The sequence below is a fragment of the Corynebacterium sp. HMSC076D02 genome (assembly GCF_001813815.1).
GTDB lineage: Bacteria > Actinomycetota > Actinomycetes > Mycobacteriales > Mycobacteriaceae > Corynebacterium > Corynebacterium simulans.
In genome coordinates this window covers 36939-52137 of record NZ_KV814065.1, presented here as the reverse complement: position 1 = coordinate 52137, position 15199 = coordinate 36939, and the positions used below count along the sequence as shown (strand labels likewise).

Sequence of the window (15199 nt, the reverse complement as noted above, 5' to 3'; positions counted from 1 at the left end):
GTGCGGAGAAAGCCTTCCTAAAAGTCTTAGAGCTGAATCGAAATGGTTGCGTTGGCATCCTGCGCTACCTGAACGGCGCGCAAGACTTTAACGATGAGTTGGCGCTCGACCACCTTGATGCGCTCGTGCAGCGAAGCCTCATCATCATCCTGCCGAACCAAGACTGGCTCCTGGGCAATGATGCGACCGGTATCTACACCGGCATCAACAAAGTGGACGGTTGAACCTGTGACCTTCACTCCGTACTCGAGCGCGTCACGGACACCGTGTGCGCCCTTGAAGGACGGAAGCAAAGCCGGGTGAGTATTGATGGTGCGCCCTTCGAAGCGGGCGAGGAAATCTGCGCCCAGAATCTTCATGAAACCAGCCGAAACAACAACGTCTGGTTGCGCAGCTTCTACTGCGGCAACCAGACGTTTATTCCATTCGGCGCGGTCTGCACCCATCTCTACTACTTCTGCTTCAATACCAGCAGCTTTCGCGCGCTCTACCCCCTGACAAGGAACGTCAGCGACGACCTTGACCACACGATAGTTCTCATCCTGCGCATCGATGATGGCTTGCAGGAGTGAGCCGGTTCCGGAGACCAGAACGACGATTTCAATCGGACGGGAGGTGCGGACGGTTTCGCCTTGTGGCTGATGCTGTGAAGTCACGGGACATAAGCCTAGTCCTTGTGAGGCTCCTGCGGGAATTCTTCGACAATTTCGCCGTCGATGACTTCCGCTTCTACCCCAGAATCGGCGGACTTTGCCGTTTCTTCCGCTGCTTCTTCGGCTGCTTCTTCGGCCGATTCGTTTGCCTTTTCTACAGCTGTTTCATCAGCCTCATCATCTTCTGGAGCGTCTGCAACCGACTCCCCTTCAGGGGCACCCATTGGTTCTTCCGGCACAGGCTCCTCTTCGGCCGATTCCTCACCCGTGGCATTTTCACTTGCAGCATCCGGTTTAATCGATTCCGCCACGGCACCTTCGGAAGTGTTTGGCGCAGTTTCTTCAGCTTCAGCGTCTTCCACTTCAGCTTCTTCTGCTTCGGCTTCTGCAAATGCAGCGTCCGCCGCAGCTTCCTCAGCCTTGTCGGATTCTGCGGCGGCTGCTGCCGAGGCGTTGCGGGATGCATGCCAGGCGCCGATTGCGAAGGCACAGGCAAAGCCCAATGCGATTGCCGCAAACCATAGCGCCACGAGACCCGTTGCAGTCCACACGTTTAGGCCCGTTGCGCCATAGATGCCAAGCACGCCGGAAACAAAGTAGCTCAAAAGCAAGGTAAAGAAAGCAACAAAGGCGCTCGCAGCGACCGCAAAGAAAAAGTTCACGTGGCGGCGTGCGCGCCAGACCACATAGATGGCCGAGGCGATCGGAACAACGAGAAGGCCCACCGCCCAAGGCGCAATGGAAGAAGGAACTACGCCCACGATTGGCAGCGGCGGCAAGGAAACCATGTGGATGCTAAACAGGCTGATGCTGCTTTCCGGGCCGAACTGGAATTCAGAACCAGACAGAATGCCGCCTGTGCCGATAACTGCGTTTGGGATATACAGAGCGCTAATCAGGTAGAGCAGGAATCCACCCAAGCCATCGATGCTCGGGTACGCATTCATCATCTCGCTCTGACGGGACCAGCCCACAATGGCGACGATGAGGCACACTACTGCCGAGGCAGCAAAAAGCACACCGAGGTAACGCAGCGCTACTTGCGCGGCGTCGACAAGCATGCGCGGCATACCGAAACGTTTGGCCAATGCCTTCCACAAGCGCGAACCCATGCCACCGGCCAGCGCCGACAGATGTAGCAGAAGCATGCGCGGCAAGACCACGAAGAAATTAGGCGGCGAGACGTCAAATACCTTGCCGGCGTCCCACAACATCAGCCACGCGATGATCGTGAGAAGCAACGGCACACCGACAACACAGCCTAAGAGGACCAAAAGATCTTTGATGCTGACCTTATGCTTGATCGCCTGACGGATCCGGCGCCCGACAATTAAGGATAAGATTCCTGCGGGCAGCAGCGGTAAAACGGAAAGCTCAATTCCGCCTGCCGAAATCGGCGCGAGGTTAAACACCATCCACGCTTCGGCAACGATCGTGGGCAGCCATGCCAAAGGCGAGCTTGTTAAAAGCAGCGCCGCCAATGCCACTGCAAGCACTACCAACACCACGACGGCGTTAGGGATTGCCACCGTCCACAGCATTCGGCGGATGCGCCCGGCCAAAGTGGTAGGCGCGGTAGCTCGACGGGCGCGCGCCTGGGAGCCAACCTTGTTGGCCACGCGTGCAGCTGGTTTGGATGAGCCGGCGCCACCGCGCCCGCGCACTTGCGCGCGCGAACGGGAAGCCGACCGCGTTTGAGGGCTGGTGTTTTTGTTCATCGCGTCCACTTTGCCATGGCCCATCGTCCATTTTGGGTTGGCGCGACGATAACAAGCTGAATTGGCGGCACTTCGCACTAACCTTAAGGTGCTAGCTCAGGCGCACAACAGCGCAATATATACTGTATGGAACGGAAAGCAACCATTAACGCTACCGTGATGACCGTGCACTCTGAGCAAACATACACCGTCTATACTGGCCAATTGCGATTATCGCTAGCTCTACCTAAAGTGTGACACAAACCCTTTCAGGCCCCTGTCCAGCTAATTTCACCGAAAAGGTCGAAAAATTTCCATAACGGCTTGCTGTTATTATTTCGAGACGCTACTGTTACATCTCGTTGGTAACAGGAAGGTCACAATCCAGTAACCAACCGCCCAAAGACGTAACGCTTACTTTTTTGGTTTCTAGTGCAGGTGCGGTTGGCGGATTGTGAAGACAATGGAAGAAGAAATCATGCGAAGCAAGACTCAGCGGAACGCCGGCCGTCACCGCCAGATCGCCACCTCGCAGACTGCGAAAGGTCGTCTAGCACTGGTGACCGTCGCTGCAGGAGCTGTGTCCACCGCAGGTGTCGGTGGCGCAGCAGCTGCCAACCTTCAGGCAGACAATGCCGGCATGAAGGCGCAGACCGTCGACTACAACCTTGCTACCGAGTCTGACGCCCTGCAGGACGTTCAGAATGGCGCCCAGGCTGCCGCCGAGGAAGCTGCCGCCGCTGCCCCACAGATCCTGAACGTTGCCGAGGCAAAGCCGGTAGCAGATCTTTCCACTCAGCTGGATAAGGCAGTTCAGGCATCTGAGGCACGTGCTGCTGCCGATGAAGCATCCCGCGCACCATCCGTCGTTCGCCCAGCCGAGGGCACTTTCACCTCCGGATTCGGACCACGATGGGGCTCCTTCCACTCTGGCATCGACATCGCTAACGCTGTCGGTACCCCAATCCTCGCCGCTATGGACGGCACCGTCATCGATTCCGGCCCAGCTTCCGGTTTCGGCCAGTGGATCCGCATCAAGCACGATGACGGCTCCATGACCGTCTACGGCCACATGCAGACCCTGGACGTTGCAGTTGGCGAGCGCGTGCACGCCGGCCAGAAGATTGCCGGCATGGGTTCGATGGGCTTTTCCACTGGTTCCCACCTGCACTTCGAGATTCACCCAGCAGGCCAGGGCGCAGTTGACCCAATCTCTTGGTTCGCAGCCCGCGGAATCAACATCTCCTAAAGCACTAGCCTTTAAAATTCCTTCTTCCCCCCTCCTTCTCACCTGGTTTAAGCGGTAACAGGACTTCGCTTCCTGTTGCCGCTTTCGTGGTTTTGGCCACCCACCCTTGCCGCCGCATTACTTACCCAGTAAGCTACGCTATAGGTTACCCGGTAATCAATGATTACTATCGGCTTGACCGGCAACTTTCCAAAATCTATATCCATCCCCCTGGCAGGAAATATGTCCATTAAACATTCTCTCTTGTCGCTCCTTAGCGCTGAGCCAGCTACCGCCAGCATGCTGCAAAGCCACTTCGCGGAAGCGCTGGATGGACTATGGCCACTCAACATCGGCCAAGTTGCACAAACGCTAAAACGACTCGAAAGAGACAACTTCATCGAGGAGCACGGCACAGCCGTAGGCCCCACGGGCAGGCATGCCACGACCTATCGCATCACTACACAAGGCCGTGCGGAGCTTGCGGACTGGTGGACGCGGGGCGTCGCCAAGCATGCGCTCGAAAGAGATGAACTCGTCCTCAAGGTAGCGCTCGCTGCCCAACGCAGCGACGTCGATGCCATTGAAATTCTGGATGCCCAGCGCTTTGCCACCCTGAAGCAGCTTCGGCTTCTAAACCAGCAGGCCGCCGAATTACCTGAAACCCGCAGCGCCACGCGGCTGGCCCTCGAACGCGAAATCTTTGACCTTGAAGCACTGCTGCGGTGGCTCGACCGGGCTGAGGCTCTAAATCCCCACACCTCCGCTTCTACTTCCAATCAACCAGAGGAATAGACCATGCATAACAGCGAAGAAACCACCCACCCTTTACCACTTGAGCTTCATAATGTCTCCCGCGAGTTCGGCTCTGGTGCGCGCCAAGTTACCGCACTTAAGGAGGCAAACCTGCAGCTTCATCCCGGCAAGCTCATCGCCATCATGGGCCCTTCTGGTTCCGGCAAGTCCACGTTGCTCAACGTCGCTGGGCTCCTGCTGCCACCGACCTCTGGACGCGTGCTTGTCAACGGCGAGGATGCTGCGGGGCTGTCCAAATCTGCTGCCGCTCAGTTGCGCCGCCGGAACCTAGGTTTCGTCTTCCAGGACTTCAGCTTGGTGCCCACCCTCAGCATCGGTGAGAACGTCACCCTACCCCTTGAATTAGATGGCGTTAGCCCTAAGAAGTGCCGCGAGGCCGCTGAAATTGCGCTTGCGGAAGTAGGCCTGGAAAATGTCGCTGACCGCTTCCCTGAGGAAATCTCAGGCGGTCAGGCGCAAAGGGCCGCAATCGCCCGTGCACTCATTGGCCCGCGCCAGGTATTGCTCGCGGATGAGCCGACCGGCGCGCTCGATACCGCCACCAGCGAAGAAGTCATGAAGGTGCTGCGCTCTCGCATCGACGCCGGCGCCGCCGGGCTTCTCGTTACCCATGAGCCACGTTTCGCCGCATGGGCCGACTCCGTTGTAATGATGCGCGATGGCGTCCTCAGCGGAAAGGAGCATTAGTCAATGTCTGCTCTTTTAGCCGCCGCCCGCCCCACCTATCGCGACATGTTGGCCCATCGCTGGCGCAGCCTAGCCGGGGTGGCATTGGTTGCACTTCCCGTCGCCGTTTTGGTGTGCCTGGGCATACTGGGCGTCAATGGCGATAGGTTCCACAACGTATTTTCAAGCAATCCGCGCACGATTGGCGTGGCGGCTTCAGAAGATACAAAAGCGGTGCACCTGGAACCTGCAGCGGGTTTTGCTTCCCGCGCAGAAGAAATCTTGCCTGGTGACCTGCGCCCCTCCCCGATTTTTGGGCCCGTCACCGTGGGAGTTCAGCACGATTCAAAGCACTCCAATATCCAGATCACCCAATTCGACAGTGCTTTACCGCCCACTAAAGCTCAACCCCTCATCGATTCCGCGCACCCCGACGAGGGAACGCTCATCTTGTCCTATGCAGATGCGCGTTCATTAGGAGTACACAAAGGTGATGTTGTCAGCATAAGTTCCCCTACCCCTGGCGGCTTATCGGAGGCAAAGGTCGCGGGCATCATCCCCGGCGGTAGGAGCTATGCCACGGCACCAGTCCTTACGAACACGGAGTTCTTGGCCCAGCACCCGGAGCAAGCTACGTGGGCCATCGTGGGCGGTACCGTGCTCAACCAAAATGACATCGCACGGGTGCAGTCGGCAGGCTTTAGCATTTACGACAAATCTTTATCTGAAGCAACGATAATCGATAGCGGCGTCCACCTAAATTTTGAAGCCTTCTTAAGCTTCATCGCCATCGCCAGTTCTTTTGCTTTTGCGGTTACGCTGCTCCTTGCACTTATCGCGCCAGTGTTTAGCTTCGCTTTGCGCCGGAATACACGCATGTACGCACTCATGGCAGCACAGGGCGCACAACCAAAGCACATCGCTACAGCCGTATTAGCCTATGGCTTCTTCACAGGCCTGCTCGGCGCCACGAGCGGCGCAGTGCTCGGACTCGCAGGCAGCTATGCCATCGGGGCACTGCGTTTTCCTGGAGTAAAGCTCGATGTTCCACTGCTTTATCCACTTGCACTCTGGGCTATCGCAATTGTTGCTTCCACGGCCGCCGCTCTGGTGCCCGCGTGGCTCGCCGCCCGCCAGGCGCTTGCACCCTCCCTCCACGGCGGCATGCCGGATCGCATCCTCAACTGGCGCAAGGAAATGGCATACGGCCCTGTCGCATTGCCCGTTATCCTCATCGCGCTGCTTACCCCATTCGGTAAGTCAATCTATTCACTGCTCATCCTGCTGGCTTTCCTCGCCACAGCCGCAAGCGTTCCCGCGCTGGTATATGCCACCGCACGCGTATGCAGTCACCACGGCCTCGCTTTGCGGATTGCCAGCCGCGATCTCATGCGACGTGGATTCCATACGGTCCCAACCGCTATCGCGCTCATCGCCGTAACCTTAGCTGCGGCCGCGGGTTCCGTAGGCGTTCGCAGTGACGAAGCATGGTGGGACAAGGTGGACACGGTAGTAAATCCCTCCACCTCAGCAATAGTCAGAAGCACGGATTATCAAAAGAACTTGGGCGCACCGGCCAACAAGGTGGAACAGCGAGCCATCGATAGTGCGCTTGCACTGCAGCCTGGCAAGCCCCTTGAGACTTTTGGATATACCGATTGGAATTCCACCTCTATTCCTGGTTCTTCCATTCCAAATATTGCTCTCGAGATGGAATATGACTACACCTGCGAGCAGACTTCCTACAACGACTCTGTCGAGCAGGCTACCTTCATCGACAAAGATGGCCGCAGGACCGATGAGTCTGGAGAAGCACGGCAGAATTGTCTGCATGACATGATGACGTGGTTCCCGTCTAGCGCCTTCACTCGCTATGGCCGCACGCTAGAAGCAACGCCCGAAACGCTCGACCTCTGGAACTTCGACAGCGATGCTGACCGCCAAGCGGCGGCAGATACACTCCGTAAGGGCGGAGTTGTCTTGACCCATAACAGCCACCTCGATGGGCGCGACCATGCCGAGTTCACCGCTGTTCGGACCCCACAGGGCCAAACCGAACCGCGCGAAGAGGTTAGCGCTACGCTGCCTGCGGTCGAGGCGCTTCCCGCGTTGGGCCGCGATCTCAGGTTGGTTAGCCCTGCGGCGGCAAAGAAGCTAAAGATCTCCTCCTCCCGAATCGGCACGGCGATTGTCTTCGATAAGACTTTGGAGCGCAGCCAACAGAAGGAAATTGAAGAAGCCGTAGAAAACGCTACCGGCGGCGAATACGAGATTTCCTTCACAAAGACCACGAGCAAGGCAAAGGAATACGCCCCTGCCATTGCCCTATGGGGCATCGGCTTCATCTTGTTAGTGCTCATCATCGCCAACTCCGCGGCAGCGCTACGCCGCAGCGGAAAGCTCTTTGAGTCTTTGGGTGCAGAACCTTCCCTCATGCCGAAGGTCGCCGCTTGGCGCACGTGGTTGGTTGGCACGATCGGCATGACGCTCGGTTTCATCGTCGGCGAGATTATTGGAATCATCATGATTCGTGTGCCGCGGTCAGGCAGGCCCGAAGCAAACGAGCTGTTCTATCAGGGAGATCTCTACAGCATGGACTGGTGGCAACTTGCGGGCGTGTTCATAGTGCCTTTGCTTGGTGCGGGCGGTTCCTGGTTGGTGCACCGGCGCTTAAGTGCAGTCGAGGCTGAACAAAACGATTAGCCCAAGAGCCACAACAGCAAATTGACCCGAACGCAAGGCCTGTACCAAGTCTAGGTACAGGCCTTATCGCAGCTCAGGAGGGGCTTTTACTGAATGAATCCTGGCAGCTCCATAACGCCACCCCCAACATCCACCCCCACAACCTAAACCCATACTTCACAGTCGTAACTATTTTCACATTAGTAACATGTGTAACATGCTGGCATGTTCGAATAATTTTCGAACATTTCCTGTCTTTACCTGCAATTTTCACAATTGCAACAGTACGAAAAGCTCGATAACTTTATCTCGTTGCCATAAACGGCCTCGATATTCCGGATTGAACTTTTTCGGCGTGTCGAAACGCGTCCGTTTGGCACTACAGGCTTAACCGAGCCACCCCGACCATGCACCGCCATGAAAAGGACCCGAAGTTATGAAGCGCAATCTCCGCGCACGCAAGACTGTGGCGCTTACTGCTTTGGCAGTTTGCACCACCCTTGCCACCACCATGGGCGCTACCGCCTCTGCCGCGCAGCCGGCAGCTAGCGTAGACGTCTCTGATGGCTCGTCACAGCCAGAAGTATCTACTAATGCAGATAACGCCACGCTTATCGACGCCTTCGTCGGGCTGACCAAGTCCACGGCCGGCGTACTCGCGGGCGCTGCTACCCCAGAGGTATCGAATGAGGGCGGGGCGCTGAACATCGTTCTCGACCCTTCGAGTGTTCCGGGGCTTGCCCAGGCTTTCGCGCCTTCCGGCAATCACTCCGGACTGAAGCCAACGAAGAGCCAGGACTCCGCGGGCAACACCGTGGTGTTTCCTACTTCCGGCACTCTTACTTCCGGCTTCGGCCCGCGCTGGGGCGCCTTCCACAGCGGAATCGACATTGCTAATCCGATTGGCACGCCGATTTACTCCATCATGGACGGTGAAGTTATCTCCTCTGGTCCGGCTCAAGGCTTTGGCCACTGGATCCGCATCCAACACGATGATGGAACCATCTCCGTCTATGGCCATATGCCGGGCGACCAACTGCTTGTCAACGTCGGAGACCGCGTGAGCGCAGGTCAGCAGATCTCCGTCATCGGCAACGAGGGTCAGTCCACCGGCCCGCACCTCCACTTCGAGGTGCACCCGGGCGGCGGCGCAGCCGTGGACCCGGTCAACTGGTTCGCTCAGCGTGGCATCAACATCTAAGCGAACCGCCCTTTGCGCTTAAAGCTTTTCCATCGGCACGCCGCCGATGAGCATCAAGCGCACTTTGCCGGCGCTTCCAAAGTCCACCGTCACCGTGGCGCGTGGACCGGAGCCGGAGGCATCGATGACCGTTCCCAGGCCGTACTTGGCGTGGTTGACGCGGTCTCCCACAACTAAATTCAGCTGGTTGTTCTTAGGCATCGAGCTGGTAGGAGCAGGCTTACGCGTGCGTTGCGAAGGGGAAGACGTAGCGCGCGGTGAGGTTCTGCCCCAGCCGGACCAATCGGAGCCATAGGAGCGGCCATATTGGTAGGAATCATCTCCGCCCCATGCGCTAGACAACGAGCTGTCTGGTTCTTCACGGCGCCAGTCGATGAGGTCTTCGGGGACCTCGGCGAGGAAGCGGCTGGCCGGATTCGTCATCGGGTTACCCCAGGACGAGCGAAGTATTGCGCGGGTGAGATAGAGCTGCTCGCGAGCGCGTGTGATGCCCACATAAGCCAAGCGGCGTTCCTCACTGAGTTCTTTCGGGTCACCCAAAGAGCGCATGTGCGGGAATTGGCCATCTTCCCAGCCTGTGAGGAAGACGACTGGGAATTCCAAGCCCTTGGCAGTGTGCAAGGTCATCAGCGTGACCACGCCAGTTTCGTTGTCAGGGATTTGGTCTGCGTCAGCTACCAAAGACACCTTCTCTAGGAAAGCCTGGAGCGAGCCGGGTAGGGCCTCCCCCTCGGCGAGCTCTGGGCTTAAATCTTCTACAGCGTCGGCTCCGGTAAACGCCATCTGATTAGCCGCCTCGGAGCTAAATTCTCGGGCAACGGAAACCAACTCGTTGAGGTTATCCAGCCGCGCGCCATCCTGCGGATCATTCGAGTTCTCCAACTCCGCACGGTATCCAGTTGCATCGAGCACGGCACTGAGCAGATCACCAAGATCCGGCTGATGAGTAACCTCGTTAATCATGCTCGGAATCTGAGCGCGGATGCCTTCCATCATCTCGTTGAACTTCGACACTGCATTAACGGCTCGTGTGCCCATGCCCGCAATGTTGCCCGCGGCGGCATCGTACAGGGCCTTTCCAAAGCTCACTCCCAGGTTCTCTGCACGCAGCGCGATCTGGGATTGTGCTTTATCACCGATGGCGCGCTTTGGAACGTTGATAATGCGGCGCAGGCTCACTGTGTCATCCGGATTATCAATGATGCGCAGATAAGCCACCATGTCACGGATTTCGCGGCGTTCATAGAAGCGAGTGCCGCCCACAACCTTGTACGGGATTCCGGAGCGAACAAAGATATCTTCCAACGCACGCGAGGCATTGTTCGTGCGGTACATGATCGCCATATCGGAATAGGCGCGGCCCTTATCTGCCAGAGAGTCGATCTCAGAAGCAATAAAACGGGCCTCATCATGCTCATTATCGGCGACATAGCCGACGATCTTCGCGCCTTCGCCGTGCGCAGTCCACAGATTCTTCTCACGGCGGCCCTCGTTCTTCGCGATGAGAGCGTTCGCCGCGTTCAGAATGGTCTGAGTGGAGCGATAGTTCTGCTCCAACAAAATGGTGTGCGCCTGCGGATAGTCACGCTCGAATTCCTGAATGTTGCGGATCGTAGCGCCACGGAAGGCATAAATGGACTGATCTGAGTCACCCACCACGCACAATTCTGGTGCATCGGGGCCTAGCTCTCCCCTACCCACCAATGCAGAAACCAGCGCATACTGCGCATGGTTGGTGTCCTGATACTCATCGATAAGAACGTGCTTGAAGCGGCGACGATAGAAATCCACCACCTGTGGGTGCTGATGGAAGATACGCACTACCTCACCGATGAGGTCATCGAAGTCCACGGAATTGGCTGCACGTAAGCGGCGCTGATATTCATCGAAGACGCGTGCAACCGTAATCTCGAAAGGATTCTTGGTCTTTTCTGCTTCTGCCAAAGCGTCAGCCGGCGAGACCAGCTCATTTTTGTGATTCGAAATCTGATTGGCCAGCACACGGGCGGTGTACTTCTTTAGATCCAACTGCATGTCTTTGGCGATCATGGTCAAAAGGCGGCGTGCATCGTCACCGTCATAAATAGTGAAGTTGGTGTTCAGTCCCTGCACCAGCTGCGCATTTTGACGCAAGATCCGCACGCAGATGGAGTGGAAGGTAGAAACCCACATCCGCTCGGCCACTGGCCCCACCAGCTGGCCCACGCGCTCTTTCATCTCCGTGGCGGCCTTGTTGGTAAAGGTAATAGCCAAAATCTCCCACGGAGCCACCCCACGATTGCGCATAAGATAAGCAATGCGGCGGGTAAGCACAGCAGTCTTACCAGAGCCCGCACCCGCCACAATCAGCAGCGGCGAACCAGCGTGCGTAACCGCCTCAAGCTGCTGCGGGTTAAGGCCCTCAGTAAGCGGATCGGGGTCCACAGCACCAGGCGCGCCAGCTGGGTTCGATGCAGCACCAGCAGCAGGCCCCCTCGAAGTAGGAGCCCCAAAGCCACCCGACTGTGACTGCGGCGCGGCAGGCCGGGCTGGGCCACCGAAACCGCCAAAGCCGCCAAAAAGATCCGGCTGGCTGTTGGCAGAATTTTTTCCATCTGGGCGTGGAGCTGGGGAGAATTCAGACGCATTACTCATAGTGCCTACCAACCTACTAGCACCACCGGACATCCCCTCATAACACGCCTTATGCAGGGGAATTCGAATTTATCTGCTGCAGTTTCCTTTTTGGTTTTTAAGTGGCAGAATCTTGGGCTATGTCCTCTGCGAACAACCCGACTGAAAACTCCGCACACGCCAATAGCCTCGATACCAACGTTGTGGACAACGGCATGGAGATCCGCATGCCCTCCGGCACCGATGATCCCTTGAGCGATGCGGAGATTCAGAACTATCGCAAGGAAATCAACCGCTTGGATCGCGTTATCCTCGACGCTGCGAAGCGCCGCACGGAAATCTCCCAGACCATCGGGCGCACGCGCATGAACGCCGGCGGCACCAAGCTGGTGCACACCCGCGAGATTGCCATTCTTAACCAATTTCGCGACGAGCTCGGTGAGGAAGGCCCAGCCATCGCCTCTGCACTGCTGCGCATGGGCCGCGGAAAACTCGGCTAAACCTTTCAATAAATTTCATTTTTCTGGATAAAATACAGTATTCTCTTCGCCATGAATGCAGTTCTTGTCGCGGTCATCGTCATGCTCGTCCTCGCGCTTTTGCGTGTGCATGTTGTTGTCGCACTATTCCTTGGCGCGCTGACGGGCGGCCTGCTTTCCGGCATGGGACTCGACGCCACCATGGTCGCTTTCCAGGAGGGCCTCGGTGGCGGTGCCAAAATTGCCTTGAGCTATGCATTGCTGGGTGCCTTTGCCATGGCGGTCGCCGCGGCGGGCGTGCCGCAGCTGCTCGCCAACGCCTTGATTCGGCGGATCGGCGGGGACGGGGCGTCGCCAAGCGCAGCACAAGCCACCAAGTGGATCTTGGTCGCCGGCCTCATCGCTATGGCTGTGATGAGCCAGAACGTCATCCCCGTGCACATCGCGTTCATCCCGCTTATCGTGCCGCCACTGCTCAAGGTCATGAATGCCCTGCGCCTCGACCGACGTCTGATTACCTGCTGCCTTACTTTCGGCCTGGTCACCACCTACATGTTCCTACCGGTAGGTTTCGGCTCCATCTTTTTGAATGACATTTTGTTATTCAACATCGGCCAAGCAGGCCTTAATACCGAAAGCATTTCCATCATGCATGTCATGGGAATTCCTGCCCTTGGTATGCTCTCTGGCCTGCTGATTGCCATGTTCTTCAGCTACCGCAAACCCCGCGATTACGCCGATACCCCGCTCAGCAATGAAGAGCCAACCGAAGAAGCCCCGTCGCGTTACAAGATTTGGGTCTGCGTTGTCGCCATCATCGCCACCTTCGGCGTGCAGATTGCGATGCAGGCGATGGATTTCGAATCCGATGGTCTTATGGTCGGCGCCCTGACAGGACTTGGCATCATGTTGGTCACCGGCGCCATCGATTGGCGCAAAGCAGACGATGTTTTCTCCGATGGCATGCGCATGATGGCGCTCATCGGTTTCATCATGATTACTGCCCAGGGCTTTGCCTCTGTCATGACAGCCACAGGTCAGGTCGAGGAACTGGTGAGTGCAACCAGCGATATCTTCGGCAGCAACAAGATGATGGCCGCCGCGGTCATGCTCATCGTGGGACTTGTCGTGACGATGGGCATCGGTTCTTCCTTCTCCACGCTTCCCATCATCTCCGTCATCTATGTTCCACTGTGCATGTCACTGGGCTTTAGCCCCGCCGCGACGGTGGCCATCGTCGGCACCGCAGGCGCGCTTGGCGACGCCGGCTCCCCCGCCTCCGATTCCACCCTCGGCCCCACCGCGGGCCTCGGCGCGGACGGCCAGCACGATCACATCCGCGATTCGGTCATCCCGACCTTCCTGCACTTTAATATCCCGCTTCTCATCGCCGGCTGGATTGCAGCAATGGTCCTGTAGCTAACGGCAAAATGCTCCCGCGTGGACTACGGTGGTATCCGTAATTTTTAGTGTCTGACTAAAGCCAGAAAGGCCCTTGTAATGGACATCACCACCCAGCCCCAGTGGAACGCACTTGAGCAGCTCTTTGCGGAGAAGAAAGACCTCAATCTACGTGAGCTCTTCGCGGCTGACCCGCAGCGTGCGGCTCGCTTAACTTTCGACGCTGCGGGGCTGCATGTCGATCTTTCCAAGAACCTGGTCGATGACGATGTCCTCACGGCATTGGTAGAACTTGCACGGGCTGCAGACGTAGAAGGCCGCCGCGATGCCATGTTCGCCGGCGAACACATCAACAACACTGAGGACCGCGCCGTATTGCACACCGCCCTGCGTCAGCCGGCAGACTCGGAGCTTAGCGTCGATGGCCAAGACGCAGTAGCTGACGTTCACGAAGTTTTGGGCCGCATGCGTGCCTTTTCTGATTCCCTGCGCGATGGCAGCTGGCTGGGGCATACGGGCAAAAAGATCCGCACCGTGGTCAACATCGGCATCGGCGGCTCCGACTTGGGCCCGGGCATGGCCTCGAAGGCGCTGCGCAGCTACGAAGACGCCGGCATCAAGGCACTTTTTGTCTCCAACGTTGACCCGGCTGACATGGCTGCAGCGCTGGACCAGGTAGAAGCTGAGGAGACTCTGTTCATCATTGCTTCTAAGACCTTTACCACCCAGGAAACCCTGACCAATGCGCACGCGGCACGCGCATGGCTCGTCAGTAAGTTGGGTGATGAGGCGGCAGTGGCCAAGCACTTCGTTGCTGTATCGACCAACGCCGAGAAAGTCTCCGAGTTCGGCATCGACACTGCGAACATGTTCGGCTTCTGGAACTGGGTGGGCGGCCGCTACTCCATGGATTCCGCCATCGGCCTGTCCCTGATGTGCACCATCGGCGCGGATAACTTCATGGACATGCTTGCCGGCTTCCATGCGATGGACGAGCACTTCCGCACCGCGGAGCTTGCGCAGAACCTACCGGTCCTGATGGGCATGCTCGGCGTGTGGTACTCCGACTTCCACGGCGCACAGACCCATGCGGTCCTGCCTTATTCTGAGGACCTAGGCCGCTTCCCTGCTTATCTACAGCAGCTGACCATGGAGTCCAACGGCAAGTCCGTTCGCCGCGACGGCACCGCAGTTTCCACCGGCACTGGGGAAATCTACTGGGGCGAGCCGGGCACCAACGGCCAACACGCTTTCTTCCAGCTTATCCACCAGGGCACTCGCCTTATCCCGGCGGACTTCATCGGTTTTGCTCGCCCGCAGCAGGACTTCCCTACTGCCGACGGCACCGGCTCCATGCACGATCTGCTGATGGGTAACTTCTTTGCTCAGACCAAGGTTCTGGCATTCGGCAAGACTGCCGAGGAAATCACGGCGGAAGGCGTTGCCCCTGAGCTGGTTCCTCACAAGGTCATGCCAGGCAACCGTCCGACCACCACCATCATGGCGGAGCAGCTGACCCCGGCTGTGTTGGGCGCGCTCATCGCGCTCTACGAGCACATCGTGTTCACCCAGGGCGTTATCTGGGATATCAATTCCTTTGACCAGTGGGGCGTGGAGCTGGGCAAGCAGCAGGCTAATGACTTGGCGCCGGCAGTCTCCGGCAAGGAGGAAGCCGCATCCGGCGACCAATCCACCGACGAGCTCATTGGTTGGTACCGCTCCAACCGCTAAGCGCCTAGCACTTAACGGTTGGCTCGAAACTA

11 protein-coding genes are annotated in these 15199 nt (G+C 57.7%); 8 read left to right on the top strand and 3 right to left on the bottom strand.

Annotated elements, in window-relative coordinates; all coding sequences use genetic code 11:
• Window positions 1-26: 26 nt before the first annotated feature.
• Entirely contained in the window at window positions 27-656 is a 630-nt protein-coding gene (purN, locus tag HMPREF2935_RS08080; protein ID WP_061921242.1) for a phosphoribosylglycinamide formyltransferase, read from the bottom strand.
• A gap of 11 nt (window positions 657-667) precedes the next feature.
• Window positions 668-2371, bottom strand: a complete 1704-nt coding sequence (locus HMPREF2935_RS08075) for a cell division protein PerM (RefSeq protein WP_070455964.1) — start codon at window positions 2369-2371, stop codon at window positions 668-670.
• Window positions 2372-2828: 457 nt separating this feature from the next.
• Between HMPREF2935_RS08075 and HMPREF2935_RS08070 the strand changes: the two genes are divergently transcribed.
• The 5 genes from HMPREF2935_RS08070 to HMPREF2935_RS08050 all read left to right on the top strand — a co-directional run bounded on the left by HMPREF2935_RS08070 (window position 2829) and on the right by HMPREF2935_RS08050 (window position 8943).
• Complete coding sequence (locus HMPREF2935_RS08070; protein WP_070732969.1) at window positions 2829-3599, top strand: M23 family metallopeptidase; 771 nt, start codon at window positions 2829-2831, stop codon at window positions 3597-3599.
• A gap of 243 nt (window positions 3600-3842) precedes the next feature.
• Window positions 3843-4373 carry a PadR family transcriptional regulator gene (locus tag HMPREF2935_RS08065; protein WP_348967643.1) on the top strand — a complete coding sequence of 177 codons (531 nt, stop codon included), beginning with the start codon at window positions 3843-3845 and terminating at the stop codon, window positions 4371-4373.
• Window positions 4374-4376: 3 nt separating this feature from the next.
• Window positions 4377-5081 carry an ABC transporter ATP-binding protein gene (locus HMPREF2935_RS08060; RefSeq protein ID WP_070432576.1) on the top strand — a complete coding sequence of 235 codons (705 nt, stop codon included), beginning with the start codon at window positions 4377-4379 and terminating at the stop codon, window positions 5079-5081.
• A gap of 3 nt (window positions 5082-5084) precedes the next feature.
• Window positions 5085-7763: an ABC transporter permease gene (locus HMPREF2935_RS08055; protein WP_070732738.1), complete on the top strand. Its 2679-nt coding sequence runs from the start codon at window positions 5085-5087 to the stop codon at window positions 7761-7763.
• 415 nt (window positions 7764-8178) lie between these two features.
• Entirely contained in the window at window positions 8179-8943 is a 765-nt protein-coding gene (locus tag HMPREF2935_RS08050) for a M23 family metallopeptidase (protein ID WP_061921226.1), read from the top strand.
• Window positions 8944-8961: 18 nt separating this feature from the next.
• Here HMPREF2935_RS08050 and pcrA read toward each other — a convergent pair whose 3' ends face one another.
• Window positions 8962-11577 carry a DNA helicase PcrA gene (gene pcrA / locus HMPREF2935_RS08045; protein WP_083313205.1) on the bottom strand — a complete coding sequence of 872 codons (2616 nt, stop codon included), beginning with the start codon at window positions 11575-11577 and terminating at the stop codon, window positions 8962-8964.
• A 119-nt stretch (window positions 11578-11696) separates the two neighbouring features.
• Here pcrA and HMPREF2935_RS08040 point away from each other — a divergent pair, with 119 nt between their 5' ends.
• From HMPREF2935_RS08040 to pgi, 3 genes are all read left to right on the top strand, one after another.
• Window positions 11697-12056, top strand: a complete 360-nt coding sequence (locus tag HMPREF2935_RS08040) for a chorismate mutase (protein WP_061921220.1) — start codon at window positions 11697-11699, stop codon at window positions 12054-12056.
• A 51-nt stretch (window positions 12057-12107) separates the two neighbouring features.
• Complete coding sequence (locus HMPREF2935_RS08035; protein ID WP_070732736.1) at window positions 12108-13454, top strand: Na+/H+ antiporter family protein; 1347 nt, start codon at window positions 12108-12110, stop codon at window positions 13452-13454.
• A gap of 81 nt (window positions 13455-13535) precedes the next feature.
• A complete protein-coding gene (pgi, locus tag HMPREF2935_RS08030) occupies window positions 13536-15167 on the top strand; it encodes a glucose-6-phosphate isomerase (RefSeq protein ID WP_070732734.1) in 1632 nt (543 codons plus the stop codon).
• Window positions 15168-15199: the final 32 nt, after the last annotated feature.